This window comes from Gordonia sp. 852002-51296_SCH5728562-b, from assembly GCF_001665475.1.
Classification (GTDB): domain Bacteria; phylum Actinomycetota; class Actinomycetes; order Mycobacteriales; family Mycobacteriaceae; genus Gordonia; species Gordonia sputi.
Window position 1 is genome coordinate 16,795 of sequence record NZ_LZMI01000078.1, and the last position, 26,677, is coordinate 43,471.

At 63.9% G+C, this 26,677-nt stretch carries 22 protein-coding genes and 1 pseudogene; 13 read left to right on the plus strand and 10 right to left on the minus strand.

Going from position 1 to position 26,677, the window contains the following annotated elements; translation table 11 throughout:
* Positions 1–22 precede the first annotated feature (22 nt).
* The gene (locus A5766_RS14030) at positions 23–862 is read right to left on the minus strand and encodes a DUF4194 domain-containing protein (protein WP_005203025.1); all 840 of its coding nucleotides are present in this window, start codon (positions 860–862) and stop codon (positions 23–25) included.
* Entirely contained in the window at positions 862–2,412 is a 1,551-nt protein-coding gene (locus A5766_RS14035; RefSeq protein ID WP_005203024.1) for a DUF3375 domain-containing protein, read from the minus strand. Before A5766_RS14035 ends, A5766_RS14030 begins: the two co-directional genes overlap by 1 nt.
* Positions 2,413–2,670: 258 nt before the next feature.
* On the opposite strand from A5766_RS14035, the gene A5766_RS14040 reads away from it, so the two are divergent.
* The 4 genes from A5766_RS14040 to A5766_RS14055 all read left to right on the plus strand — a co-directional run bounded on the left by A5766_RS14040 (position 2,671) and on the right by A5766_RS14055 (position 7,720).
* A complete protein-coding gene (locus A5766_RS14040; protein ID WP_005203021.1) occupies positions 2,671–4,908 on the plus strand; it encodes an NADP-dependent isocitrate dehydrogenase in 2,238 nt (745 codons plus the stop codon).
* Between the two features lie 181 nt (positions 4,909–5,089).
* Complete coding sequence (locus A5766_RS14045; protein WP_005203020.1) at positions 5,090–5,443, plus strand: VOC family protein; 354 nt, start codon at positions 5,090–5,092, stop codon at positions 5,441–5,443.
* Positions 5,444–5,569: 126 nt separating this feature from the next.
* Positions 5,570–7,072 (plus strand): alkaline phosphatase, encoded by a 1,503-nt coding sequence (gene phoA, locus A5766_RS14050; RefSeq protein ID WP_156527461.1) that lies wholly within the window; start codon positions 5,570–5,572, stop codon positions 7,070–7,072.
* A 111-nt stretch (positions 7,073–7,183) separates the two neighbouring features.
* Positions 7,184–7,720: an FKBP-type peptidyl-prolyl cis-trans isomerase gene (locus tag A5766_RS14055; RefSeq protein WP_064864036.1), complete on the plus strand. Its 537-nt coding sequence runs from the start codon at positions 7,184–7,186 to the stop codon at positions 7,718–7,720.
* Between the two features lie 4 nt (positions 7,721–7,724).
* Here the strand turns inward: A5766_RS14055 and A5766_RS14060 are convergent, their stop codons facing one another.
* A complete protein-coding gene (locus tag A5766_RS14060) occupies positions 7,725–8,468 on the minus strand; it encodes a hypothetical protein (protein ID WP_064864008.1) in 744 nt (247 codons plus the stop codon).
* A 252-nt stretch (positions 8,469–8,720) separates the two neighbouring features.
* Here A5766_RS14060 and A5766_RS14065 point away from each other — a divergent pair, with 252 nt between their 5' ends.
* Genes A5766_RS14065 through A5766_RS14075 form a run of 3 tightly spaced genes read left to right on the plus strand, consistent with a single transcriptional unit; the run spans position 8,721 to position 14,315 of the window.
* Complete coding sequence (locus A5766_RS14065) at positions 8,721–10,523, plus strand: peroxidase family protein (RefSeq protein ID WP_064905102.1); 1,803 nt, start codon at positions 8,721–8,723, stop codon at positions 10,521–10,523.
* Between the two features lie 21 nt (positions 10,524–10,544).
* Complete coding sequence (locus A5766_RS14070) at positions 10,545–11,651, plus strand: catalase family protein (protein ID WP_064869330.1); 1,107 nt, start codon at positions 10,545–10,547, stop codon at positions 11,649–11,651.
* Between the two features lie 60 nt (positions 11,652–11,711).
* The gene (locus tag A5766_RS14075) at positions 11,712–14,315 is read left to right on the plus strand and encodes a LuxR C-terminal-related transcriptional regulator (RefSeq protein ID WP_064864001.1); all 2,604 of its coding nucleotides are present in this window, start codon (positions 11,712–11,714) and stop codon (positions 14,313–14,315) included.
* A 67-nt stretch (positions 14,316–14,382) separates the two neighbouring features.
* On the opposite strand, the gene A5766_RS14080 is transcribed toward A5766_RS14075, so the two are convergent.
* Together A5766_RS14080 and A5766_RS14085 are read right to left on the minus strand one after the other, a co-directional pair.
* A complete protein-coding gene (locus A5766_RS14080; RefSeq protein WP_064869329.1) occupies positions 14,383–16,749 on the minus strand; it encodes an ATP-binding cassette domain-containing protein in 2,367 nt (788 codons plus the stop codon).
* The gene (locus A5766_RS14085) at positions 16,746–17,441 is read right to left on the minus strand and encodes a TetR/AcrR family transcriptional regulator (RefSeq protein ID WP_064863998.1); all 696 of its coding nucleotides are present in this window, start codon (positions 17,439–17,441) and stop codon (positions 16,746–16,748) included. Before A5766_RS14085 ends, A5766_RS14080 begins: the two co-directional genes overlap by 4 nt.
* 86 nt (positions 17,442–17,527) lie before the next feature.
* Here A5766_RS14085 and A5766_RS14090 point away from each other — a divergent pair, with 86 nt between their 5' ends.
* From A5766_RS14090 to A5766_RS23920, 4 genes and pseudogenes are all read left to right on the plus strand, one after another.
* Positions 17,528–18,598 (plus strand): hypothetical protein, encoded by a 1,071-nt coding sequence (locus A5766_RS14090; RefSeq protein ID WP_082933768.1) that lies wholly within the window; start codon positions 17,528–17,530, stop codon positions 18,596–18,598.
* A gap of 76 nt (positions 18,599–18,674) precedes the next feature.
* The gene (locus tag A5766_RS14095) at positions 18,675–19,943 is read left to right on the plus strand and encodes an esterase/lipase family protein (protein WP_231894649.1); all 1,269 of its coding nucleotides are present in this window, start codon (positions 18,675–18,677) and stop codon (positions 19,941–19,943) included.
* Positions 19,944–19,955: 12 nt separating this feature from the next.
* On the plus strand, positions 19,956–20,873 hold the full coding sequence (locus A5766_RS14100) for a DUF1295 domain-containing protein (RefSeq protein ID WP_064905104.1): 918 nt from the start codon (positions 19,956–19,958) through the stop codon (positions 20,871–20,873).
* A 56-nt stretch (positions 20,874–20,929) separates the two neighbouring features.
* Positions 20,930–22,062 (plus strand): annotated as a pseudogene (locus A5766_RS23920) (FAD-dependent oxidoreductase).
* Here the strand turns inward: A5766_RS23920 and A5766_RS14115 are convergent.
* The 3 genes from A5766_RS14115 to A5766_RS14130 form a co-directional block, all read right to left on the minus strand.
* Positions 22,034–22,417: a hypothetical protein gene (locus tag A5766_RS14115; protein ID WP_082933767.1), complete on the minus strand. Its 384-nt coding sequence runs from the start codon at positions 22,415–22,417 to the stop codon at positions 22,034–22,036. The pseudogene A5766_RS23920 and the gene A5766_RS14115 sit on opposite strands and share 29 nt — an antisense overlap.
* Positions 22,414–23,124, minus strand: coding sequence for a VOC family protein (locus A5766_RS14120; RefSeq protein WP_231894650.1), 711 nt, complete (start codon positions 23,122–23,124; stop codon positions 22,414–22,416). Before A5766_RS14120 ends, A5766_RS14115 begins: the two co-directional genes overlap by 4 nt.
* A gap of 393 nt (positions 23,125–23,517) precedes the next feature.
* The gene (locus A5766_RS14130) at positions 23,518–23,739 is read right to left on the minus strand and encodes a DUF3263 domain-containing protein (RefSeq protein WP_064863990.1); all 222 of its coding nucleotides are present in this window, start codon (positions 23,737–23,739) and stop codon (positions 23,518–23,520) included.
* 269 nt (positions 23,740–24,008) lie between these two features.
* On the opposite strand from A5766_RS14130, the gene A5766_RS14135 reads away from it, so the two are divergent.
* Positions 24,009–24,635, plus strand: a complete 627-nt coding sequence (locus A5766_RS14135) for a hypothetical protein (RefSeq protein WP_231894651.1) — start codon at positions 24,009–24,011, stop codon at positions 24,633–24,635.
* On the opposite strand, the gene A5766_RS14140 is transcribed toward A5766_RS14135, so the two are convergent.
* A complete protein-coding gene (locus A5766_RS14140; RefSeq protein ID WP_064905113.1) occupies positions 24,636–25,721 on the minus strand; it encodes a DUF475 domain-containing protein in 1,086 nt (361 codons plus the stop codon).
* Positions 25,718–26,077, minus strand: coding sequence for a hypothetical protein (locus A5766_RS14145; RefSeq protein ID WP_197500835.1), 360 nt, complete (start codon positions 26,075–26,077; stop codon positions 25,718–25,720). The genes A5766_RS14140 and A5766_RS14145 overlap by 4 nt, the downstream gene beginning before the upstream one ends.
* A gap of 143 nt (positions 26,078–26,220) precedes the next feature.
* On the opposite strand from A5766_RS14145, the gene A5766_RS14150 reads away from it, so the two are divergent.
* Complete coding sequence (locus A5766_RS14150; protein ID WP_064867565.1) at positions 26,221–26,565, plus strand: RNA polymerase-binding protein RbpA; 345 nt, start codon at positions 26,221–26,223, stop codon at positions 26,563–26,565.
* Positions 26,566–26,677 lie beyond the last annotated feature (112 nt).

Consider the following 26,677-nt stretch of genomic DNA (forward strand, 5'->3'; position numbering starts at 1 on the left):
TGATCGAGCCTGTCGAGATCACTCACCACTCGTCTCCTTCGTCGTCGGAGTATTCGTCGGTGGAATCCGACTGGTCGGCGGGCGTCGAGTTGCCTTCTGCGCCCGCCGAATCGGCGTCGACGGCGAGATCGTCACCGGTGTCGCCCGCGCCGATGAACTGCTCGAACTGATGCTGTAGGTCGGTGATCACCGAGGCGGTCATCACCGCCGTGATCACCGGGCTGACGGTGAACGTGTCGGGATCGTCGCGGTGTCTGCGTAAGAAGTCGAGCTCTTCGAGCTTGTCTATCGCGCGCTCGATCCGCTTGTCGAACAACGCGAGGTCGCGGTCGATCGTGTTGGTCACGCCCGCGAACATCTCGTGGATCTCCTCACGGGTGATGATCGCTGTCTCCTCGCGCGACGAACGCAGGAACTTGGCGAGGTGCAGGGCGAGGATAGCGTCGTAGGTCTGGATGGTCTCGCGCTTGAGAATCTTTCTGCCCCAACGTGACTCGTATCCGGCCTGCTCGACGAATGCCACCTGGAGCTCGTCGACAAGGCGCAGTCGGAGGTCGAGCTCCGACAGGCGGCTGCGCAGCACATCCTCATACTCGGTGACCCACGCCCACAATTGTGGGTTGCGGTCACCACTGACATGCCTGCGCGTGAGGAGATTCTGCAACGCCCAGCATGCGCGATCGGGCATCGCAGAGACATCACCGTCGAATCGGGGCGCGCCTGGTCCGTCGATCCTCCCGTGTGTCGCCGCGGTCGGCAGATCGTCGTATCCGGCGAACTCGTCGACGGGCGTGCCGGTGGAGACAGCGGCGTCCGTAGATGCCTCGGGAGTGTTCGGATCGGTGGTGTCGGTGCTGGTCATCAGGCGTCGGCTTCCGTGCTGAGAATCGAATCGGTATCGCTGTACTGGGACGGGATGGGCTCGCTGAACATCAGCGTCGGCACTTCGATCGCGCGGTCCTCGCCCTCCAGCGACCGGAACCGCACAAACGACGACCCCTCCCCAGGCTCGCGCTGCATTTCCCGAGGCTGGCGCTGTGCTTCCCGAGGCTGGCGCTGCGCTTCCCGAGGCTGGCGCAGGGCCCACGACCACAACACGATGACATGCGCGAGGTACGGCTCGTCGAGCGCGGCGATCGCGTCGCTCAACGACAGCGGTCCCGCGGTCAGCTTGTCGTTCACCACGTCGGCGAGTTCCACCGTGTCGACCTGCCCCGCGAGAGATGCGAATGATGCCAGGTTGGTGCGTCCGTCGGCGGGTCGTGCCTGCTCCGGCGGTGCCGGATTGCGGATTTCGAACGCGAGCCGACCGATGGATGTCACCTGCGGCGTTGCGACCGGCAGCTCGTAGCCGAGACGACGATCGGCGAGTGAATCCTTGAGCAACTCGTTGGCGGTGGCCAGTGCGTCGTTGAGCTGTCGGGCAACGCCACGGCTCTGCTCGAGAGTTCCTGATGCGACGAACCGTCGGATTCGACGGGCACAACGCTGCCTGATTCGCCCGACCTCGGCCATCTGCTCACTGACCAACGGGAAGAAGTTCTCCATCACTGCGCGCAGTCCGGTGTCGATACTCGGCAGCCTGTCGACGACGAGCTCGATGTCGGAGATGAGGCGGGCGCGCTGCACCGGATCCTGGATCATCTGGGTGAAGGCGTGATAGGACGCGCTTTGGGATGACTCGAGGAGGGACTCGTAGTCGTCGAACATCTGTCGCTGTCGATCGCGGTAGGCGAGGTCGGAGTCGTGCGGGTCGTCGAGCAGTGCTGTGGTGATGCGATCGAGCATCGCGCCGTACTGGCCGATGTCGGTGATGATCTGCTCCATCTGGTAGGCGATCGCCCGAGCCTCGTCCTCAGCTCCCCGCAGGTCGAATGGTCGACGGCGTCCCTCGTTGAGTTCGACGAGTTCGGCGTCGAGTTCGTCGATCTGGCTCTCGATGTCTTCGCGAATTCGTTCCGGATCGTCGGTCACCTGAGTCGCGACCCGGTGCAGACCGGCGGCCACGCCCATGATGGACCCGCCGGTGGCGACGCTGTCCTCGCGCCGCAACCGACGCATGTATGCGATCACCGAGCGCGCCTCGGTGCTCAGGAAGCACACGTTGGGCGCCGACGGCGATGCTGCGTCGGTGACGCGGTGCAGCCACCCCTGCTTGGCCCACGACTTGATGAGATCGAGGCCGGTGGGCTGGTCGGAGGTGCCGAGTGCGGCGATGTCGCGGTCGAGGCGAATCGCTAGCTCTGACTCGGAGTGGCGAATTCCGAAATCGAGATGACGCTCCATCAGCGTGACGTACATCGCGGAGTTCGAGGCCGCGAACAGTCGGACAGCTGCGGACCGCTGGATCGAGCGGTTCGCCTCGAACGTGTCGGTCAGCGTCAGAGCCCCATCCACGGCAGAGTTCACCATCGTCACCTCACGGTTGCACCTCGTTCACGGACCGCGGTCGAGTCTGCCATGGCCGGTCGGCCCTACCGCGAGCGCACCTCAGTGGCAGAGAACACGCTGTTAGCGAGACGCGACCCAGTTCATTTCGCGAGCACGTGCGGCACGGGTTTGGCTGACGGAATAGGGTTGACGCTGGACGCGCACACCCGCGCGTGGCCAGCGGTTGCGACACACGACCCAATTGTGTCGGGCGACCGCACTCGAGAGCGAAGGCAGGTTATGAGCGACAAGCAACCGACCATCATCTACACCCTGACCGACGAGGCGCCGATGCTGGCGACCTACGCCTTTCTGCCCGTTATCCGGGCGTTCGCCGACTCCGCCGACATCAACGTCGAGACTTCCGACATCTCCGTTGCGTCGCGCATCCTGTCCGAATTCCCCGACTATCTGACTGACGAGCAGAAGGTCGGCGACCACCTCGGCGAACTGGGACGTCTCACCCAGGACCCGGACACCAACATCATCAAACTTCCCAACATCAGCGCCTCGGTCCCGCAGTTGCTTGCTGCGATCAAGGAACTGCAGGCCAAGGGATACGCCATTCCCGACTATCCGGGCAATCCGAAGACCGACGAAGAGAAGGAGATCCGCGACCGGTATACGAAGTGCCTCGGTAGTGCTGTCAATCCTGTACTGCGAGAAGGTAATTCGGATCGTCGCGCGCCCAAGGCGGTTAAGGAGTATGCCCGCAAGCATCCACATTCGATGGGCGAATGGTCGATGGCGTCGCGTACCCACGTCGCTCACATGCGTGAAGGCGACTTCTACCACGGCGAGAAGTCGATGACGGTCGAGGGCGACCGCACGGTGAAAATGGAACTGGTCACCGCCGACGGCGAGTCCATTGTCCTCAAGCCCGAGGTCAAGCTTCTCGACGGCGACGTCGTCGACAGCATGTACATGAGCAAGAAGGCGCTGATCGAGTTCTACGAAAAGGAGATGGAGGACGCCTACAAAACGGGCGTCATGTTCTCGCTTCACGTCAAGGCGACGATGATGCGGGTCAGCCACCCGATCGTGTTCGGTCACGCGGTGCGCACCTTCTACAAGGAGGCGTTCGCCAAGCATGGCGACCTCTTCGACGAACTCGGCGTGAACGTCAACAACGGGCTGTCGGATCTGTACGCCAAGATCGAATCGCTGCCGGCGTCGAAGAAAGAAGAGATCATCGACGACCTGCACAAGTGCCACGAGCACCGGCCGGAGCTCGCCATGGTCGACTCCGCTCGGGGCATCTCCAACTTCCACTCTCCCAGCGATGTGATCGTCGATGCGTCGATGCCCGCGATGATCCGCGCCGGCGGCAAGATGTATGGCGCCGATGGTCGGCCCAAGGACACCAAGGCCGTCAACCCGGAGTCGACGTTCTCGCGGATCTATCAGGAGATGGTCAACTTCTGTAAGACCAATGGGCAGTTCGATCCGACGACGATGGGCACAGTGCCCAACGTCGGACTGATGGCCCAGAAGGCCGAGGAGTACGGCTCGCACGACAAGACCTTCGAGATCCCGGCCGACGGTGTCGCGAACTTCGTCGACCTCGACACCGGGGAGATCCTGCTGTCGCAGAACGTCGAGGAGGGCGATATCTGGCGCATGTGCATCGTGCGCGACGCGCCGATTCGCGACTGGGTGAAGCTGGCCGTGACGCGTGCGCGTGAGTCGGGCATGCCGGTGGTCTTCTGGCTCGACCCCTACCGCCCCCACGAGAACGAGCTGATCACCAAGGTCAACACCTACCTGAAGGATCACGACACCGAGGGCCTCGACATCCAGATCATGTCGCAGGTGCGTGCCATCCGCTACACGATGGAACGCCTGATCCGCGGCCTCGACACGATCTCGGCCACCGGCAACATCCTGCGCGATTACCTGACCGACTTGTTCCCGATCCTCGAGCTCGGCACCAGCGCCAAGATGCTGTCGATCGTCCCGCTGATGGCCGGCGGCGGTCTGTACGAGACAGGCGCGGGCGGTTCTGCCCCGAAGCACGTCAAGCAGCTCCTCGAGGAGAACCATCTCCGGTGGGATTCACTTGGTGAGTTCCTGGCGCTTGCGGTCAGCCTCGAGGATCTGGGCAAGAAGAACGACAACCCGAAGGCCAAGGTGCTCGCCAAAACACTCGACGCCGCGACGGGACGACTGCTCGAGAACAACAAGGGTCCATCGCGCAACACGGGCGAACTCGACAACCGTGGCAGCCAGTTCTATCTCGCGATGTACTGGGCGCAAGAGCTGGCCAAACAGACCGATGACGAGGAATTGGCCAAGCATTTTGAGCCGCTGGCGAAGACGCTTGCCGAAAACGAGGATGCGATCGTGGCCGAGCTGAACAAGGCGCAGGGCGAAGCCGTCGACATCGGCGGCTACTACGCCCCGGATTCGGACAAGTTGGCTGAGGTCATGCGTCCGAGCGCGACGTTCAACGAGGCGCTCGACTCCGTTCGCGGCTGACGCGCGGTACGACGACGACACTGGCTCCCGATCTGACACAGATCGGGAGCCTTTCGTAGGTGCGGGCTTCTGCGTGTGTGCGGACCGAAAGTCCCGTTCGTCGGGCTGTCGGGTGCACTAGCGTGAATTCCGGGGTTGGGGTTCACGCTGAGCAAGCTCGATTCGGCCAAAGGAGGCCCACGTGAGTGACCACGAAGTCCGCATGATCGTTCTGTCGACGGATGATCTCGACGATTCCATCAAGTTCTACAGCGAGACCTTGGGCATGGCGCTCAAGTTCCGTGACGGAGCGCATTTCGCCGCTCTCGACGGCGGGTCGTTGACGCTCGCGCTCGCCACAGACGTCGACCATCCGATACCGGGCAAGGTGGTGGTCGGCATCAAGACCGATGACGTCGACGGTGACGCGAAAGCTGTCGAGGAAAGCGGTGGCGCCATCATCAAGGGCCCCTACGACGACGCGCACGAGCGTCGAGCAGTCGTTTACGACAACAAGGGCAACGGACTGGTCTTCTACAGCCCGCTCAAGCGCTGAGGTCGCGCGGCCACCCGAGTCGTGGTCGGGTGGCCGCACCAGCGTCGACCCCACGACAACTTTTGTTCACATATCGCAACGACCATGTCCGAGTTCAGTGAAACGACGGATATGGGGAGAATGCGGATGCGACGACATCGGTACATGGCGGTCACGGCTCTGGCGTGCGCGACGACGGTGATGGCGGCGTGCGGCGGTGACGGAAGCAACGATGCGGCCGGACCACTGTTGAATCCCGTTGCCAAGGGCAAGCTTTCGGAACATGGCGGGGCGACGAGGGCCGGCGACGACCGCAGTTCGCTCATCGCCGACTCCATCCGAAACTCCGGGGCCAAGAACGTCATCCTGCTGATCGGTGACGGCATGGGAGATTCCGAGATCACCGTTGCTCGCGACTACGCGCAGGGCGCGGGCGGCGCCTTCAGTGGGATCGACGCCTTGCCGCTGACGGGTCAGTACACGCACTACTCGCTCGACAAGGACGGAAAGCCCACCTACGTCACCGATTCGGCGGCGAGCGGTTCGGCGTGGTCGACCGGCACGAAGACGTACAACGGGGCGATCTCCGTCGACATCGAGGGCCGCTCCCAGCAGACGCTGCTCGAACTCGCCAAGAAGGCAGGCAAGGCGACCGGTGATGTCACCACCGCTGAGATCCAGGACGCCACACCCGCGGTGCAGGTCGCGCACGTCACCAATCGCAAATGCTATGGGCCCGAGGAGACATCCGAGAAGTGTCCGACCGACGCCTTGGAAAAGGGTGGCAAGGGGTCGATCACCGAGCAGTTGCTGGGAACGCGAGCCGACGTCGTGCTCGGTGGTGGCGCCAAGTCATTCCAGCAAACCGCCACCGCAGGCGAATACCAGGGCAAGACGCTCGAGGTCCAGGCGAAAGAGCGGGGCTACCGTATGGTGCGCAGCGCCGACGAACTCAACGGGGTGACGATGGCCAACCAGGACTCCCCCGTCCTCGGACTCTTCGCCGACGGCAACATGCCTGTCCGCTGGAACGGACCTGTCGCGACCAAGGGCGGTTACCTCGAACCAGCCGCGACGTGCACCGACAACCCTGAACGTGGCGCATCCACTCCGAAGCTCGCCGACATGACGAAGAAGTCCATCGACCTCCTGAAGGGCAACGACAAGGGTTTCTTCCTGCAGGTCGAGGGCGCGTCGATCGACAAGCAGGATCACGCCGCAAACCCGTGCGGTCAGATCGGCGAGACCGTTGATCTCGACGAGGCGACGAAGGTGGCGCTCGACTACGCCAAGGAAAACCGCGACACACTGGTGATCGTCACCGCCGATCACGCACACAGCAGTCAGATCGTCGAGTCGATGACTGCCGACGACGTACAGAAGGCCGCCGACGATGCGAAACTGCCCGTGCAGGTGGAGAAGGACTCCATCTATCCGGGATTGACCCGCGTGTTGACCGGCAAGGACGGCCAGCCGCTCACGGTGTCGTACGGGACGTCGGACAATCTGGACGCGATGGATCAGGGCCACACGGGCACGCAGGTGCGGATCGCCGCGTACGGACCGAGCGCGGCAAACGTCGTCGGCTTGACCGATCAGACCGATCTGTTCTTCACCATCTCTCGCGCACTGGGACTCCAGGGTTCGTGACGTCGACGGTGTGGTCGGGTGCGGCTCACGGTCAGGGGTCGGCCGTTCGGTAGCGTGACGGCCGTGAACATCCGTCGTTTCCTGCTGCCCGTAGCCGTTGCCTCGTTGACGATCGGACTCGCCGCGTGCGGCTCCGATTCCGACTCAGACTCGGCTGCATCGACGTCGACCTCGTCTACGTCGACGCCGTCGTGTCCGTCTGCGGCACCGGCCGCGGATGCCAAGCCGGACTGGACCCTTCGTGGCACCACGGGAAGTGTCGACGTCGTCGCCTCGACCTCGACGACGGCACCGGCAGTCACGGTGACCACTCCGTTCGCGGTCGACCAGACGCAGGTTCACACCTTGCGGGAGGGCAGCGGCGAGGTTGTCCCCGACACGGCCACCGTCAGTGTCTGTTACGTAGGCGTCAATGGTCGTGACGGCAAGCAGTTCGATACCAGCTATTCAGGGGGCACTCCCGCTCAGTTCCCGCTCGGTCAGGTTGTCGTCGGTTTCAAGAAGGCCATCGCGGGTCAGAAGGTGGGTTCGTCGGTTGCGGTCGCGATGAACCCTGAGGATGGGTACCCGAATGGCAATCCCGCCGCGGGCATCAACAAGGGTGACACCCTGGTCTTCGAGCTGACGATCGTCTCGATCGACGGGTAAGGAGTCACGCGGTTTCGTCCGCGAGCACACGGAGCGCGAGCGCCGTCTTGCTGGCCAACGGGCTTGCCTGACAGCCCAGATCCTGAAGGCCGCGTCGCAGATCGCTCGCGACGGCCACGGCCCGCGCTGCGACGTTGTGCGACGATTCTCCCTCGCGGACATCGATGTACGTGGAGACCCCGACGACGTCGAGGTGGTCGGACAACCACCTCTCCACCCGAACGTGTCGGACGTCGCGAATCGACGTGTTCCATACCTGCGAGGTGATCGGCCCACGGATCACGAGGTGATCGATCGGTGTCCCCGACGACGCGCAAGCAACCAGAAACCGACGCTGCGCCGTGTCGAGGAGATGGGTGGGGTCGGCGCCGCCGTTGATCGCCGCAGACATACTGCCGGCGGGATGACGGGCACACGCCGATGCTCTGAGCTTGCGGTTGCTACCGCACCATTGATCGGAGATCCGGTATTCGAACTGGTCATGATCGAACGGGCCGGCCCAATCGCCGGTGAGCCGATCGCTGCACTCCGGATGCATGGTGACCGTGAGGTCGTCGAAGACGCCCGTGCGCATCCTGATTGCGACTCTGCTGTCGTACAGGGGGGTCGGAACGTCGGCCGACGCATCGCGTGACTCTGCGAACCAGAACTGTCTGTGCTGCGAATCGGCGACACGACGACCGAGTGCCGAGGCCGCGTCGTCGACTTCCGTCTCGATATTGAACGTGATGCCGATCGGGACGATCACAAATCACCTGCCACTCTCCCGTTGTGCACGACATCGTCGATCGCGCCGATTGGACCTTCGCCGGATGCGTGCACCGACTGGACTTCCAGCCTTCGTGAAAGATCCGCGGGCTGCACGAGTACCTGGGTACTCGAAATCAGCGTGTGCGTACTGAGGTAGCGCGGTACGCATGCACCACAGGGCGGGCGTCGGGGATACTGATCGGGTCACGATCTTCCCAGGGCAGTCGGCACGGGTACGGAAGAGGAATCGGTGGTCGATCAGAGAAGTACCGTTGAGCGGGTCTTGGCTGTGACTGCGGAGACCGTCGACCGGGTGGTCGGTTGGTCGCATTTGCCCAAACCGCTGGCGTTGGCCGTGCTGGTCGGCATTCGCAGCCAGCTGCGCGCGCTGAACCTCGTCGACACCGATCCCGATCCCGTCCCGCCGCTCGATCCGCCGTTGAAGGCGTCTGACCACTGCAAACGCACGATCGACGGACGTTTCGACAACCTCGCCCAACCCGATATGGGATCTGTCGGTGCCCGTTTCGGACGTAACGTGCCGCTGGAGGCGACCTGGCCCGAGCGCGGGGCGAGGTTTCATGAACCGAGCCCGCGTGTGGTCAGTGAGAAGCTGCTCGCGCGCACCGAATTCCAGCCCGCAGACACTCTCAATCTGCTTGCGGCCGCGTGGATCCAGTTCCAGGTCCACGATTGGGTGAGTCACCTCACCTCACCTGATTCGGAGCCGTGGCTCATCGATATCGACGCCGACGACCAGTGGCCGCACTCCCGGCCGATGCGGGTTCCGCGCACGCCCGCCCTCGACGGGCCGGCCGACGTCCCGCCGACATATGCGAACCGAGACACCCATTGGTGGGACGCGTCGCAGATCTACGGCGACACGGAGGAGTACGCGGTCGCGATCCGCGACCACGATGCCGAGGGCAATCTGCTTGCCACCATCGAACTCGCTGATGACGGACTCCCCACCCTGGCGGCAGAGCAATTGCTGGATGCGAACGGACCCAAGGCGAATTCGTGGCTGGGACTCGCGCTGATGCAATCGTTGTTCCTGAGGGAACACAATGCGATATGTCGACGACTGACGGTCGCATACCCCGACCTCGAGAGGGATCAAGATCGGCTGTACAACGTTGCGCGACTGGTCAACTCGGCGTTGATGGCCAAGATACACACCGTCGACTGGACGCCTGCGATCATCGCGCACCCCACAACCGTGACGGGCATGCATGCGAATTGGTACGGAATACTCGGTGAGAACTTCACCACGAAGTTCGGTCGACTCGTCGACAACGAGATCCTCTTCGGAATCCCAGGTGGCAGAACCGATCTCGACGGGGTTCCCTTCTCGTTGACCGAGGAGTTCGTCGCGGTCTACCGCATGCATCCGCTGTTACCCGACCAGCTCGATGTGCGCAGTCTCGCCACCGGTCAGACCCGCCGCTCCTACCGGCTCGACGAGCTTCTCGCCGACCACGTGCATGAACGAATGGCCGATTGGTCGATGGACGATCTGCTGTATTCGTTCGGCAGGGCCTTTCCCGGGGCATTGACCCTTCACAACTTCCCGGCCGCTCTACGTGACCTCGCGCGGCCGACCGGCGAGGCGATCGACCTCGCCACCGTTGACGTCCTGCGCAGCAGAGAACGAGGAGTCCCCCGCTACAACGAGTTCCGGCGACATTTCCGACTCCGGCCCGCGAAGAGCTTCAGCGATCTGACGGACAATGCCGAGTGGGCGAAGCAACTCGAGCGGATCTACCCCGACATCGACGACGTCGATCTGATGATCGGTCTCTACGCAGAACGCAAACCTCGAGGCTTCGGATTCTCCGACACCGCTTTTCGCGTCTTCATCTTGATGGCATCACGCAGGATCGCCGCTGATCGATTCCTGACGACAGACTTCACCCCAGACGTCTACACCGAAGCGGGGATGGCGTGGATCCGCGACAACACGATGCGCACTGTTCTGCTCCGCCACTTCCCCACGCTCACCCCGGTGCTCACAAAGGTCACCAACCCATTCGCACCGTGGCCCTCGACCTGACGCGCCGAAAGGACTCTGACAATGAGCCGTGAATACGTGTTGTGGGAGCCAGAGATGGAGGACACCCCGCCTGGCGAGGCGGAAGTGGTGGCGAAGATGGTGCAGATCCTGCGCACGAACAACGAGCACGCCTACGCCAAGTACAAGCGCGGCGTCCGGGACGCCCACGCCAAGACCCACGCCGTACTACGCGGTCAACTCGAAGTTCACGCCGATCTGCCAGAAGAGCTCGCCCAGGGATTGTTCGCGGAACCACGGACGTACCCGATCATCGCTCGCTTGTCGAGCACGTCGGGAGCCATCCGTACCGACCAGATGAGAGGCGTCCGCGGCCTCGGCATCAAGGTCATCGGCGTCGATCCGACCGCCGAGCGCGCATTACCCGACGACACCGCCGTCACCCAGGACTTCATCATGGTGACCCATCGAGAGTTCTTGTTCGCGAATGCGAAGGACTATCTCACCAAGGGTATGCCGACCGCAGTGCTGCTCGCCCGAGTCTCCGATCCCGTCCTCGGGTGCGGCGAGCGGTTGTTGGCGGCGCTCGACTCCCGGATTCTGACCAAGATCGGGCATCCGCTTCCGGAGACGTTGCGGGTTTTCATCAAGGAGAACACACACATTCTCGGCGACACCTTCTATACGTCGGCTCCGCTGCGCTACGGAAAACATGTCGCGAAAATATTGTACGCGCCCTCGTCCGCTGAGGTGTGCGCGCTGGCAGGCCAGCCGACGCCTGACTATCGTGGCGTTAACGCGCTTCAGGACATGACGGTCGATTTCTTCGGCTCGCACACGGCTGAGTATGAACTGCGCGTGCAACTGTGTACGAATATCGACCGAATGCCGATTGACGATGCCACGCGACCATGGTCAGAAGAAGAGTCGCCGCATCGAACCGTTGCGACGATCAGATTTCTGACTCAGGATCCCTACACGCCTGCGCGACGCGCATACGGTGACGACGTCCTCTCGTTCAATTCCTGGCGCGGACTGAAGGCGCATACCCCGCTCGGATCCATTAATCGCCTCAAACGCGACGTGTACGACGCGTCGAGTCGATTCCGACATCAGAAGAACAATGCTCCGATGTGCGAGCCGACGAGTGAGGCCGACCTCCCCGAGTGAGTTTCCTTACTCGAACCTTCACGACTCAATTTCTGGCAAATCGCCCTATACTGCTCAACCATGGAAGGGCGCTGGCAACTCCTCGGCCGGCCCGCCGAGCAACAGTTCATCCGCTCCGCGCTCTTGCGATCTGGGGATCGCTGTGGAGTGGTGGTGGTCGGACCCGCGGGTGTCGGCAAGACCACGCTCGCCAGGATGGTCACCGATTCTCTCGGTAGGTCTGTCCGCTGGGCGGCGTGTACGGAGTCGTCGCGCGCCATCCCCCTGGGCGCCTTCGCGCCGTGGGTCGCTCCCACCGCGTCGCGCGACCCGATCGCGGCGCTGGTCTCCGCGCGCGAGACGCTCGTCGCTGAACCGGGGACGGTCATCGGAATCGACGACGCTCACATGCTCGATCAGCTCTCGGCGACGCTGCTGCACCAGATCGCCATTGATCGCAGCGCCCGCATCATCGCGACGGTGCGTACAGGAGAACCGGTGCCTGATGCGGTGACCTCGCTGTGGAAGGACGGCTACCTCCACCGGCTCGAACTGCAGAACCTCACCAAAGAGCAGTGCGCTGAACTGGTCGAACGTGTCCTCGGCGGCTCGTTGGAGGGGTTGAGCGCCGACGTCATCTGGGACTCGTCCGGCGGAAATCCGCTGTTCCTGCGGAACATGATCGAGGGCGCTATCGAATCCGATGCGTTGTCGGAGGTGTCTGGCGTCTGGCAACTGCGAGGCCCGACGGCTGTTCCCTCCGGCCTGGTGGCATTGCTCGACGACCGTCTCGACCGTGCGGGGCCGCAAGTTGTCGATGCGCTCAAGGTGTTGTCGCTCTACGAGCCCATCGACATCGACCTCCTGATCGGGCTGGTCGGCGAGGAGCCCGTCGACGAGGCCGAGACCATCGGACTGATCAAGACCACTCGCGACGGCAACACGACCAATGTCCGGTTCGCCCACCCGCTCTACGGTGACGTGGTTCGCCGACGTATCAGCACCATTGCGGCTCGACGACTGCGCGCCGAACTCGTCGACGCGTTGCGCGACCACGCAACCGATACCGCTGCCGAGCGCATCCGGCTCGCACAGTTGAGCGTCGACGCACATCGCGACGTCGACACGAGCCTGCTGATCGCTGCGGCGAAAGATGCGATCTTCCTGGCGAATCTCCCGCTCGGCGAGCGTCTGGCCCGCGTCGCCTACGAACACGACGGCAGTCTGACCGCCGGAGAGCTGCTGTCCCGCGCGATCATGTGGCAGGGGCGGGTCGTCGAAGCCGACGCCGTCTTCACCGAGTTCGACCCCGAGTCGTTCAACGAGTTCGAGCTCGTGGTGTGGGCGGTATCGCGCATGAGCCTGATCTTCTGGATGCTCGGCGATGTCGACGAAAGTCATCGCATGCTCGAACTGCTCAACGAGAAGGTCGAGCATCCGACGTTACGACTCGTCGTCGACGCGGTTGCCGCGGCGATGGCCGTCCACGAGAACCGGATCGACGAGGGAATCGCGCTCGCCGAGCACGTCCTCGAAAGTTCCAACGCACCCTCGCAGGCGATCGACTTCGCAGCCTTCGGTGCGGGGCTGGCCATGTCCATCGCCGGGCGTGGACGTGACTACGCCCCCTACGCCGAGCGCACCCGTGCGAAGAAGAAGGCGACGGACGGGATGATCAGCGTCATGGTCCGTTACTGCGACGTCCTGGCGCTCACGATGGTCGGCGACCTCAAGGAGGCTCGAAACCGCGCCACCGAGTACACGCAGTTCTCCTCCTCGGGTCAGTTCCTCGGATGGGCGATCGCCAAGATCGCGGCAGGTGTTGCGGCGACGTACAGCGGTTCGTTTCGTGAGGCGATCAGCGAGTTCGAACAGGCACTGGCCGCTCTCAACGCCAAACAACCACTCCCGTGGCGCCTGCCCGGCCGGTTGATTCTGGTACGGGCGTACGCGGCGCTCAACGACGTCGACGAAGCCGAACGGGTACTCCGGGACGCAGATGAGCACCGCGGCCCGCACCTGGCGATCCACGACTCGCAGAGGGTGCTCGCGCAAGCCTGGATCTCTGCGGCGCAGGGCGCCGAACGCGCGGCGATCGACCACGCGCATGACGCGGCCGCGATCGCTCACGACTCCGGCCAACTCGCACTCGAGGCCGAGTCCCTTCACCACGCGACTCGTTTCGGCGACAAGACCACAGCTCCGCGTCTCGCGGAGCTCGCGACACTCATCCAGGGAGACCTGGGCCACGTCTACGCACGGCACGCAGCGGCCCTCGCTGCGAGCGATCCAGATGAATTGGCCGCGGCCTCACACGATTTCGAGGATGCCGGACTCCTGCTGTCGGCGGCCGATGCCGCGGCACAGGCGGCACAGTTGTACGACCGTGCGAAAAGACGCGGAGACGCCACGGCCTGCTCAGCCAGAGTCCTCGCGTTGTCGAAAGCGTGCGATGGAGCGACAACGCCCGCGATCCGGGCGACGGCACGACCGCTGCCGATCACGGCTAGGGAGCGCGAGATCGCGGTTCTCATCGGTCGCGGCCTGACCAATCGCGAAATCGCCGAACGCCTGACCGTCTCGGTTCGAACTGTCGAGGGTCACATCTACCGCGCCTGCATCAAGCTCGACGTCGCCGACCGCGACTCGTTGGCGGGCGTCGTCAACGACGCCCAGGTCGGGTGAGATACAGGGCGGGTGAGTACGGGGCGGCTGAGATGCTGAGACTTCGAATCGCCGCGCTCGTGTGGGTTCAGTTCTTCACATAGTCGGCGAGATGCTGTGCCGTCAGTGTCGAACCTGCTGAGACGAGATCGGCCGGGGTGCCCTCGAACACCACTCGGCCACCGTCGTGACCGGCGCCGGGACCGAGGTCGACGATCCAATCGGCATGCGCCATCACCGCCTGGTGATGCTCGATCACGATCACCGATCTGCCACCGTCGACAAGGCTGTCGAGTAGTCCGAGGAGTTGCTCGACGTCGGCAAGATGCAGGCCCGACGTCGGCTCGTCCAGAACGAAGATCCCGCCCTTGTCGCCGAGGTGCGTCGCAAGTTTGAGCCGTTGTCGTTCTCCGCCGGAGAGCGTCGTGAGCGGTTGCCCTATCGTCAGGTAGCCGAGTCCGACGTTGGCTAGCCGCTTCAGGATCTTCTGCGCGGCAGCGACTTTCGACTCACCCGCGGAGAAGAACTCGAGTGCCGCGTCGACCGACATGTGGAGGACCTCGGAGATGTCCCGTCCGCCGAACAAGTAGTCGAGCACTTCTGGTTGGAATCGCTTGCCCTCGCACACCTCGCAGGTGACGGCGACCCCGGCCATGATCGCGAGATCGGTGTAGATGACGCCCGCGCCCTTACAGTTCGGACACGCACCCTCCGAATTCGCGCTGAACAGCGCAGGTTTCACTCCGTTTGCCTTTGCGAATGCCTTTCGGATCGGCTCGAGGAGGCCGGTGTACGTGGCCGGGCTGCTACGCCGCGAACCCTTGATCGCGGATTGATCGACGGTGATCACGTCGTCGCGGCCCGACAGCGATCCGTCGACAAGAGAGCTCTTCCCGGAGCCGGCTACGCCCGTGACCACACACAGGACGCCGAGTGGGAAGTCGACGTCGACGTCCTTCAGGTTATGCGAACTCGCTGCGCGGATCTCTAACGCTCCGTTGGGTTCCCGCACCTGCGTCTTCAGGGTGGCGCGGTCGTCGAGGTGGCGTCCGGTCAGCGTGTCACTTGCGCGCAGGCCGTCCACCGAGCCTTCGAAGACGACGTTGCCGCCGCCGGTACCCGCGCGTGGTCCGAGGTCGACGACGTGGTCGGCGATGGCGATCACCTCGGGTTTGTGTTCGACGACCAGGACCGTGTTGCCCTTGTCGCGCAATTGCAGGAGAAGCCGGTTCATGCGGTCGATGTCGTGTGGATGCAACCCGACCGTCGGTTCGTCGAAGACGTAGGTGATGTCGGTCAGCGCCGAGCCGAGATGGCGAATCATCTTGGTGCGCTGGGCTTCTCCGCCCGATAGCGTCCCCGACGGGCGGTCGAGCGATAGATACCCAAGACCGATGTCGACGAATGAGTCGAGTGTGGCGCGCAGGGATTCGAGCAGCGGTGCGAGTGTCGGTTCGTCCAGCGAGCCGACCCAGTCGGCGAGATCGGTGATCTGCATCGCGCACGCGTCGGCGATGCTGACGCCACCGATCGTCGAGCTGCGTGCCTTCTCTGACAGTCGTGTCCCCTGGCAGTCCGGACAGACCGAGAAGGTGATCGCCCTGTCGACGAACGCGCGGATGTGGGGCTGGAGCGCGTCTTTGTCCTTGGCCAGGAACGACTTTCCGATCTTGGTGATGAGGCCCTCGTAGGTGACGTTGATACCGTCGATCCTGATCCGTGTCGGTTCCTTGTAGAGCAGAGCGTCGAGTTGACGCGTGGTGAACTTCTCGATCGGTGTATCGGGATCGAAGAAGCCACAGCCGCGGAAGATGCGGCCGTACCATCCGTCCATGCTGTAGCCGGGGACGGTGATCGCGCCGTCATTGATGGATTTGGAGGCGTCGTACAGCGCTGTCAGGTCGAAATCCGAGATCGATCCCCTACCCTCACACCGAGGGCACATTCCGCCGACGACCTCGAAAGTGCGCCGCTCCTTGACCTTTCGGCCCGCCTTCTCCATCGTTACGGCACCCCCGCCGCTGACGGACGCCACATTGAACGAGTAAGCCTGTGCCGAACCGATGTGTGGCGTCGCGAGTCGGCTGAAGAGGATGCGGAGCATCGCGTTCGCGTCCGTCGCCGTTCCCACAGTGGAACGCGGGTCGGTACCGAGACGCTCCTGGTCGACGATGATCGCCGTCGTCAAGCCGTCGAGGACGTCGACATCCGGCCGATTCAGCGACGGCATGAATCCCTGAACGAATGCGCTGTAGGTCTCGTTGATCAGCCGTTGCGACTCTGCGGCCACCGTGCCGAACACGAGCGAGCTCTTGCCGGATCCGGAGACGCCGGTGAAGACGGTGAGTCGTCGTTTGGGAAGGACGACGGTCACGTCGTTCAGATTGTTGACTCGCGCGCCGACGACGCGGATCTCGTCGTGACGATCGGCGGCCGGCGGTGCTGACGAACTCATGTCTGGGTCATCCCTCTCGACGACGTGATGTTGCGGTCGGTCTCGTGCGTGTTGGTCTCATGCGTGTTGGTCTGGGGGGTATCGGACTCGAGAGTATTGGTCTCGGGAGCACTGGACTCGCAAGTGTTGGTCAGCGTCGTCCAGAGCGGGACGACGCACACCGAGATGATCTCGTCGATGGTCTCCTCCGACATGCCGCCGGTGATGAAGATCTCGTGTCGGGCGAGATCGAAGGGCAGCGTTGCGGCGCGGGGCGGAAGCGGGTGCGGTCCGAGTTCGCCACGTGCGCGAGCGCGTTCGAGCACAGGAGCCATCACGTCGTCGACGTGGCTGGTGATCAGTCCGATGACCGCATTGGTGGAACCCTCGGGCAAGTCGGCGAGCAGCGAGCGGATCGTCCGGGGGCCCAGCTCGGCCAGCCTCACCCGCATTCGGGCAAGGATCGCCTGTAGGTCGCCTGCGAGCGATCCGGTGTCCGGGACAGTCAGAACCTCGCGGGCGACGTCGACCATCGCCGCCATCGCCATCTCGACCTTCGTGTCCCAGCGTCGATACAGGACGGTCTTGCTTGTTCCGGCGGCGGCCGCGATCCCCTCGTAGGTGAGCGCGGCGTATCCGCGTTCGGCGATCTCGGCTCGGACGGCTTCAAGGATGTCTGCTTCGAGTTCTGTGCCACGGCGACGTCTGGTCACACCCAATCCTTTCGACACGTTGCGTATCTTATCCGATCGTTCTACTCTCCTAAGAAACGTACCGTATCTAATTTGAAGGAGGCGCGATGAGTGCCGACGAGCCCACGACGACGTCTGGTGCGACGACCCGCACCGACATCGCTGCACACGTCCAGGCGAAAAAGGGACCACCGCCGGTCGTGAAAGTGTTGGCCGTCGTCATCGGCACCGCGGTTCTGTTGTCGGTGATGGTCACGATGTTCGCGCTTCCCGCTGCGCGGTCGGCCCCCCATCACGTTCCGATCGGGGTCGTCGGGTCTGAGCAGGTGATCGGTCAGGTCGATCGCCTGACCGGCGACTCGTTCGATGTGACGACGTACTCCGGCGAGGCGGCCGCGCGCGACGCGATAGAGACGCGCGCGATCTACGGCGCGTTGGTCGTCAAGCCCGGAGCGGACCTGACCGTGCTGATCGCCAGCGCGGCGAGTCCCACCGTGGCAACGATGATCGAGACAATGGGACAACGGGTCGCCGACGCCACTCACGCACAGACTCGCGTCGTCGACGTGCGTAGCTTTCCGTCCAAGGATCCGCGCGGTGCCGGATTGGCGGCCGGTGCGCTCCCCCTGGCGCTCGGCGGCTGGATCAGTGCGATGGTGATCATGCTCGTGATCAGCTCGGCGGGTGGTCGGATGATCGCGGCGCTGGGCGTGTCGGTCGTCGGTGGCTTCGCGCTGATCGCGATTCTGCAGTTCCTGGTCGGCACGTTCGACGGGAACTACTGGCTGACATCGCTGGCGGCCATGCTCGGTATCGCGGCCACCTGCTTTGCGGTACTCGGACTTCGCGAAGCGCTCGGGGGCGCGGGTCTGGTCATAGCGGCCATTGCACTGATCCTCCTGGGGAACCCACTGTCGGGACTCTCGAGCGCCCCCGAACTGCTACCCACTCCGTGGGGTGCGATCGGCCAGCTCCTGCCGCCGGGCGCAACGGGATCGCTGCTGCGAGATGTGGTGTTCTTCCACGGCAATGCCATCGCACACCCGCTCATCGTGCTCGGCTGCTGGCTTCTCGGAGGTCTGGTCCTCTACGGCCTGGGACTCGCGCGCGAGCGGCGTCGGCACGTCGCAGATGTGGATGTCGTCGAGTTCGGCTACCGCGAGACCGTCGATGCGTAGTCAGTCGATTCGTGGTCGGGGATGCGATTGCGGCAACAGCTCCCGAAAGTGAGTGAACAGTTGTACTCTGTTTGTCGTGACCGACAACATCGCGCCGAACGAACTGGCGGCGCTGGCGCAGCTGGGGTGCAGTGAACTCGCCGGCGCCATTCGCGGCGTTGCGAAAGTGCATCACGCGGTAACCGATCGTGTGTTCGCGGTGACCGATCGACTCGGCGGCTCGTCGAGTCGATCGGCTCATCTGCTTCACGACGCGGTGGCTGACACGACCTACAATTCGGTCTCCGCCGTGCTGGATGCCATTTCTGAGGTGGGTGCCGTGCTCCCCGAGCCGCGCCATTCTCCATCGGAAGGCTCGCGCGGCGCACAGGTTGTCGCCGTTCTCGATGGACTCATCGGCGACTCGCTCGCCGATCAGCGGTCGCCGTTGGCGCAGCCGATGTCGATCCGGGTCGGTGGTGCGACTGTGGCGGTCGAGGCCGAAGCGCTCCGTGCGGCTTTCCCTGAGGCCAGGGGGCACGTCGTCGTATTTCTGCACGGACTCATGGAGTCCGAGTTTGCGTGGTGCAGAGGTCGTCGTCCGACCTACGGTGAGCGGCTCGCCGCCGACATCGACGCGACCGAGGTGCGGCTGCGTTTCAACACCGGACGCCATATCAGCGACAACGGGCGCGAACTCGCTGTGCTACTCAACGATCTGACGCTCCAGTGGCCGGTGCCCGTGACGCGACTGACCCTCGTCGGGCACTCGATGGGCGGGTTGATTATCCGAAGTGCATGCCACAGCGCTGCCACCGAGAACGCCTATTGGTGCGGATTGGTCACGGAGACAGTCGGTCTCGGAACGCCGCATTTCGGAGCTCCGCTGGCTCGTACCGTGCATTTCGCAACAGGGGCGCTGCGGTCCGTTTCGGTCACCGCCCCGTTCGGAAACCTTCTCGCACGACGCAGCGCGGGCGTGCGCGATCTCTTCCACGGAACCCTTGTCGACGACGACTGGAGTGGCCGGGACCCGGACGCCTTCCGGCAGAATCCCGCCGCCGCGATACCGCTGCTACCGCACGCGCGGCACCTGTTCGTCACCGCATCGCTGACGCGCGATCCCAACCATCCGCTCGGCAGGCTGATCGGTGACGGGTTGGTTCTGACGCCCAGCGGTCGTGGTGAAAGTCGTGCTCGCAGCGTCGGATTCGATATCGACCACGGGCTGCATCTGGGTGGGGCCAGCCATTTCACCCTGCTCAACGACGACGCTGTCTACCGTTGGCTTCTCGAGCACCTGAGACCCCGACGCGCACTGCCGCCCGGGCGCGGCCAAAACGCCGCGAAGTGGAGCGTCGCCTGACACCATCCCTCTATGGGGAGACGAGCGTCGTTGGTGGTGATCACCGCCGCGTACATCGTTGCCCTGGTGGTTGCGCTGCTGTGGCTGACATGGGGACCTAGCGTCGGACAACTGTGGGCGGACACGCTCATTGCCGACATACTCGCCACGCTCGTCATCTTCGCGGTGAGTCGGTCGGTCGGAAATTCGAGTTGCTACGACGCCTACTGGAGTGTCATCCCGGTATTTCTCGCCCTGTTCTGGTGGGTCGAGGGCGATGCCATACATGGTGGCTCCCAAGCGAAGTGGCGGTGCGCCCTCCTCGGCGTCGTTCTCGTGGTCTGGGCCGTGCGGCTGACGGAGAACTGGGTCAGGTCGTTTCCCGGGCTGGTCCACGAGGATTGGCGTTACGAGCTGCTGCGGGGACGTGCCGGAAAGTTCTCCTTCCTCGCCGACCTCTTCGCCATTCACCTCATCCCTACGTTGCAAGTCTTCCTCGCGATGATCCCGGCGTACGTCGCGCTCACCCGAGCCGACGCCGGGCTGATGTGGTTGAGCGTCATCGCGTTCGTCGTCGGACTCGCAGCAATCACCCTGGAATCGGTCGCCGACCGACAGTTGCGACTGTTCCGCCAGTCGAGCGAGCCCGGTCAGACCGTCGACATCGGCCTCTGGGCGTGGTCGCGGCACCCGAACTACCTCGGCGAGTTCTTGTTCTGGGTGTCGATCCTGCTGTTCGGTATCGCCGCAGCCCCTGCTGACGCATGGTGGTTGTGGATCGGTGCGGGCGCGATGTTGGCCATGTTCCTCGGGGCGAGCATTCCGATGATGGAAGAGCGCAGTCTTGAACGGCGCCCGGCCTACGCCGACGTCATCGCGCGTGTGCCCAAGTTTCTGCCGGTGCCCCGGCCCAGCTCCCGAACCAGCCACGGCGCGAGGCGAAGCGGGTGAGTTCAGCAGCGCCACATTCTCACAACCGCACAACTCGGCGCGTCGTGGTCGCAGGCATGGGTGATTCCGGTGTGCTCACCGCGATGCACCTCGCGCGCCGAAGCAGCGTCGTCGCAGTCTCGCTGCGGCCCGCACTGGTCAGCGGGCAGGAGGTAGGACTGCGGATCGCCTACCCGGACCGGTGGGCGCGCGACTACCGTGTCGAGTTCGAGCGGATGCGTCGACTCGATCCCGTCGACATCCGCCACGGGCAGATCCTCGATCTCGACCCCGACTGGCGAACGCTTCGACTGCGCACACCACCTGGTCCGGTCGAAGAGATCACCTACGACGCGCTCGTCATCGCGACAGGTGTCGCCAACGGATTCTGGCGCCAGCCGGTGCTCGCGGACAGCGACGACGTCGACACCGCGCTGCACAACGTGCACGGCCGCCTGGCCCACGCGCAGTCGATCGCGGTCGTCGGCGGCGGAGCAGCGGCGTGCAGTTCGGCCGCCCAACTGCGTCGACGCTGGCCGGAGAAGCGTGTCGCGCTCTACCATCCCGGCGATCTACCACTCCCCCGACACCACGACCGCACACGCCGAAAGGTCTCACGACGACTGGAGTCGTCGGGCGTCGACCGACAGGGCGGACATCGGGCGGTGCTACCACCCGATACCGAGCTCGGAGCCATCGGCGCCGGGTCGATCCACTGGAGCACCGGACAAGCGGCAGTCGACGCGGACGCGATCATCTGGGCGGTCGGTCGGGTATCACCGAACACGACGTGGCTCCCCTCGGACATGCTGACGGACCGCGGGTTCGTTCGCGTCGACGATGATCTCGGCGTGCCCGGATACCGGGGCGTGTTCGCCGTAGGGGATGTCGCCGACACCGATCCGCTGCGCGGCTCGGCTCGCAACCGCGCCGACCGCCTGGTGGCGCGCAACGTCCTCGCCTACCTCGACGGCCGCGGGACTCGCCGATACCATCCGGCGCAGCACCGGTGGGGGTCGGTGTTCGGGCCCAGCGACGACGGGTTGGACGTGTTCTCCCCCAACGGAATCCGCTTCCGATTCCCACGATGGACCGTCGACACGGTACTGCAGCCGCTGATCGTGTGCGGCGCGGCATCTACGGTGGCGTGCGGCGGAGCGGTGGCGTGCGGCGGGGCTTTGTCAGTGCGCAGCGTCGTGGTCGAGAGTGACTCTGACCCGCACCGATCCCTTGCTGTCCTTCGATGCGACGGCGTGACCCGTCCGGTTCTCGCCGTCGAGGGTCACGCTGATCGGTGCGCCGTCGCCGGTGAAGTTGCGCCACCACGTCTTTCGGTCGGGCATGGCGACGCCGATCGTGACCGTGTCGCCCGATCGCACATAGTTCACCGGAAAGGTGACGTGCTTACCGGACTTGCGGCCCGTGTACGACACAGTGGTGAATGCACGGCCGAGCAGGCCGTCGAGTCCGGGGATGCGCAGGAGTGGGAGGACGACCGTCCTGTTGACCGCGCCTGCCACCCGCTGAAACCGGTTGGGCCCGTCGGACTGGCTCGTCTGGTTCACGACGTCTCCTTCGCTGTGACTGATCGAGCAGGTTCGATGATCAAGGTCCGGGTGGCGAGAGCCGGAGACCGCACTGTTGCCACCCGGGTATCGGGTTTGCGGCCGGTGCGAACCTGCGAGACCGTAAACCCCGCACTAGCCAGCCGCGTCTGTGATGCTTCGATATCGGTTGTCGCCCAAGCGATCCCCCACAGTGCGATCGGCGGGGCCAGCAGGTTGCGTCCGGTCGTTTCGAGACCGTTGGGGGTGACAAGGACTTCGACGATGAGGTCGTCTGCGCGGAAGAACAATTGGCGCAGTCCCTCGTCGACGTGCCTGTCGAGACGAAAGTCGAGGCCGAGAGTGGAACCGAACAGCGCCACCGCGTGGTCACGGCCGGCAGCCTGGAACACGAGATGGTCGATGCCGGAGATGTCGCCCGCGCTGAGCGTCGCGTGGGGCCGGGGTTTGCGGTACTCGGTCACCCCGACCGGAAGTCCATCGACGTGGATTGTTGCGGTTTCGCGGTGGTGGGCGTCGAGTCCCCGTCGTTCCAGCAGTGTCTGCCACGACGACGCGTTTGCGACGTCGAACAACACGCGGTGCCCGAGCTGACTGCGGTCGAATCGCAGCGTCGCGTTCGACGTGGCGTACTCGTCTGCGCTGTCGTCGCGCGCGAGAAGACGTCGGTATGCGTCGATGGTCGCGGTGAGATCGTCAACAGCCAATTCGACTACGGTCACGAGCGTTTACGCCTGCGCCGCTTGTCCGGAATCTCCACTGCCCTGCTAGTGAGATGCCAAGAGCCGCAGACACATTCATAGGAACGCAGCGTCGGGCCCGAACGTCCGGCCGCACGGATCCGGGTCACCGCGGCGTCGACCTCGTGCACGTCACGGTAGGCGTCCTTCTCCGGTGTCGGACAGGCCGCCGTGGGAGACGACCCACTCTGCGAAGAACGTGTCTGGGACGACCGAGAGGGCGACGAGCGCCTGTGCCCAGAGTGCGCGGTGCCCGCCTCGATACGCCGATAGAACTCGTCGAGTTCGTCGTCGGCGAACGGCGGCACCACAACTCCTCTCGTCGGACGTGACACCACGACCGCGTTGCGGCCGTCAACCTCAGCGTGCCATCCAGATCCTGCTGCGGACCACCTCGCGCATCCGAGCAAGTTGACCCTTCGAAAGGGTAACCGGTGGTTCGGCGTTCAGCAGGTGCTGGACCTGTGTGAAGAAGTCGCGGTCGGACAGTCCGAACTGCGAGCTGATCTCGCGCGACGAACCCCCACCGAGTGCGTACCAGCTCTGCTCGAAGTCGAGCATCTGACGCTGAGTCGGATCCATAAAGTACTCACTCTTTGTGCTGTGACCTGTGTCGATCATTGGATGTGGTGGATGTGGAACGGGCCCCGGCGAATGTCCGTCGTCCCTGGTCTGGAAAGCGAGCCCACCGCTGTTAACGTCCTTTGTACACTCGGCCCGGCGCGATGGATACCCATTTGGCCATGCGGCGCAAAAACTCTGGGCCACCGCAAGGTAACGAGTTATCATCGGACGCGCCAGAGGTTCGAGTGCGCCTCGGATCCAAGGGTCGTCGACCTATGCTGAGAATCATGGCTGAGCACTCGGCAAACAAGGCTTCTGTCTCGTCGACACCCGAACCGGGTCCCGACAAGGACGTGACCGTCAGTTCGACGTCGGCGGAAACTCAGCCGACATTCTCCGAGCGACTCGCCAAGGGAGCACGGAAGTTCCTCTTCGTCGCGATCGCCGTCGCAATCGCGGTGATCATCTATTTCATTCTCGCGGCGTTCCTGCCGCGCTGGTGGGCAGAGCAGATCGGTCGCAACGTCGACGGTTCGATGGGACGGGGAATGGGCAGTGGCCTGTCGATCGGGTTCGTTTGCACGTTTATCCCCATATCGTTGCTCGTTCTCGCGGTGGCGTTCAGGGGTCGGATGAAGAACGTCGTCTCGATCCTCTGTGTGGTGATCGGCGTTGTGGTCGCGATCCCGAATCTGCTGACACTGAGTATTCAGCTCGGCGACAACAATGCAGCACACGTGGGCAAGCAGATCCTCAACGTGCGGGCACCGGGATTTCGCGCGGCAAGCGCCTGGGGCGTGATCATCGCCGTGCTGGTCGCGATTCTGCTGAGCATCTTCGTCGTCATGTATCGGCGACGAGGTAAGAAGCTCAATCAGACGACCGGTGCCGATCAGAAAAAGCACAAGAAGTAGTCAGCGACCGCCGGCACGTGCACGCTGCTGGTCGCGGCGGTTCGCTACCACGCTGCTGAACAGTGCGGCGCTGATGAACACCACACCGATGAGTCCGGTCACGATGTCGTTGATGTGGAACTCGATGCTGAGCAGCAGGATCACGGCGAGTGCACCGATAGCCCAGTGAGCGCCATGCTCGAGGTAGCGATACGAGGCCAGCGTTCCGGTGCGGACCAGGTAGATCGTGATCGACCGAACGAACAGCGCGCCGATGAACCCGAGGCCCAAGGCGATGATGATCGGATCCGCGGTGATGGCGAACGCGCCGATGACGCCATCGAACGAGAACGATGCGTCGAGGACTTCGAGATAGAGGAACAGGAAGAATCCCGCTTTCCCGGTCGCTTTCGCTCCGGCGGACGGACCACCCTCGTGCAGGTCGGGATCGGACTGGAAAAGTGCGCTCAAGCCGTCGACCATGAGGTAGGTGACCATGCCGAGAATTCCGGCGATGAGGACTGTCGAGCGGATCGCGTCGGAAGCGAGGAACTCTGCGACCAGAACCAGGGTCACGGAGGCGAGGACGACCGGGAGGGCACTGAGCCGTCCGATCTTCGACATCGGACGCTCCAGCCACGTCAACCACGTCAGATCGCGATTGCTCAGGACGAAGTTGAGAAAGAGCATGAACAGGAACATCCCACCGAATGCTGCGATCTGCGGGTGTGCGTCGGTGAGAATCGTTTCGTAGCTCGGGCTTCCGTCGGCGAAGTGGTCGGCATCGTCGGGCGGTGGGTTCATCGCAAGCCGGAACGCTTCGACAGGATTGAGCCCGGCCGTCACCCAGACGATCATGAGTGGGAAGAGCAGGCGCATCCCGAAAACGGCGATGATCATGCCAACGGTGAGGAACATGCGCTGCCAGAACGCACTCATCCGTTCCAGCACGGTGGCGTTGATGACTGCGTTGTCGAAGGACAGCGAGATCTCGAGAACACCGAGTATCGCGGCGAGGGCCACCGCCTCCCATCCCCCGTAGAAGAACGCGACGACGAGCGCGAGGGCGGTGACGACGATCGACAGCCCGAAGATGCGCCCTATCAACGGAGTCGCTCGGCGTCCTTGGCGAGCGTCACGACTTCTGCCGCGAGCTCGGCAACAGTGCTCGTGTCAGCGTTCTCGCCCACCGCTGTCGCGAGATCCTCCGCAGCGCAGCGCAGGGCGAAGAGGCGGTCGCCGAAGTCGCTCACCTCTGCCTGAGTCAGAATCACGGCGTCGGAGGGAATAGAAGTGCCCTCCGTGAGCGCTCTTTGTTCGTAGGCGCGTTGACGGCACGACCGCTTGCAATACTTGCGCCGACGTCCGTGCTCGGAGTCGACCATCGACTGGCCGCACCAGGCGCATGCGTAGGGGCGCCGCCGCGATCGGGTTGTACCGCTCGTCGTGTGCTCCACGTTGATGACCGTACCCAAGTCTCATCGTCGAGGTTTGTTCGGCGGCTCGGGGCTGCGTGTCGCCGGTGATGCGGAAGTGACGCGGTCGGCGCGTAGAATAGGAGTGTTGAGCGTTCGACAGCGCTCGAGAAACGAGAGGACACCGCCAAATGGCAGATCGAGTACTTCGGGGCAGCCGCCTCGGCGCGGTGAGCTATGAGACCGATCGTGATCACGATCTCGCTCCGCGACGAATCGTCCAGTACCGGACCGACAACGGAGAAATCTTCGACGTCCCCTTCGCCGACGACGCCGAGGTTCCGTCGAAGTGGCCGTGCAAGAACGGTATGGAAGGCACGATCCTCGAGGGTGCAGAGCCCGAGGAGAAGAAGGTCAAGCCTCCGCGCACGCACTGGGACATGTTGCTCGAGCGCCGAAGCGAAGACGAGCTCGAGGTGCTGCTCAATGAGCGGCTCGACCTCCTGAAGCAGCGTCGTCGCGGAGTCACCAACTGACGTACGCGTCTTAGATGATGCAGCAGCCGGGTGGGGGGTCGTAAGGGGACGCGGCGGGGGGGGGTGGGGGGTGGGGGGGGTGTGGGGGGGGGGGGTGGGGGAGTGGGCGGGG

Coding starts and splice junctions, on each gene's coding strand:
- A5766_RS14030 (WP_005203025.1), bottom strand. CDS start 862: ATGACCAGCACCGACACCACCGATCCGAACACTCCCGAGGCATCTACG.
- A5766_RS14035 (WP_005203024.1), bottom strand. CDS start 2,412: ATGGTGAACTCTGCCGTGGATGGGGCTCTGACGCTGACCGACACGTTC.
- A5766_RS14040 (WP_005203021.1), top strand. CDS start 2,671: ATGAGCGACAAGCAACCGACCATCATCTACACCCTGACCGACGAGGCG.
- phoA (WP_156527461.1), top strand. CDS start 5,570: ATGCGACGACATCGGTACATGGCGGTCACGGCTCTGGCGTGCGCGACG.
- A5766_RS14070 (WP_064869330.1), top strand. CDS start 10,545: ATGAGCCGTGAATACGTGTTGTGGGAGCCAGAGATGGAGGACACCCCG.
- A5766_RS14075 (WP_064864001.1), top strand. CDS start 11,712: ATGGAAGGGCGCTGGCAACTCCTCGGCCGGCCCGCCGAGCAACAGTTC.
- A5766_RS14080 (WP_064869329.1), bottom strand. CDS start 16,749: ATGAGTTCGTCAGCACCGCCGGCCGCCGATCGTCACGACGAGATCCGC.
- A5766_RS14090 (WP_082933768.1), top strand. CDS start 17,528: ATGAGTGCCGACGAGCCCACGACGACGTCTGGTGCGACGACCCGCACC.
- A5766_RS14100 (WP_064905104.1), top strand. CDS start 19,956: ATGGGGAGACGAGCGTCGTTGGTGGTGATCACCGCCGCGTACATCGTT.
- A5766_RS14130 (WP_064863990.1), bottom strand. CDS start 23,739: ATGGATCCGACTCAGCGTCAGATGCTCGACTTCGAGCAGAGCTGGTAC.
- A5766_RS14135 (WP_231894651.1), top strand. CDS start 24,009: ATGGCTGAGCACTCGGCAAACAAGGCTTCTGTCTCGTCGACACCCGAA.
- A5766_RS14150 (WP_064867565.1), top strand. CDS start 26,221: ATGGCAGATCGAGTACTTCGGGGCAGCCGCCTCGGCGCGGTGAGCTAT.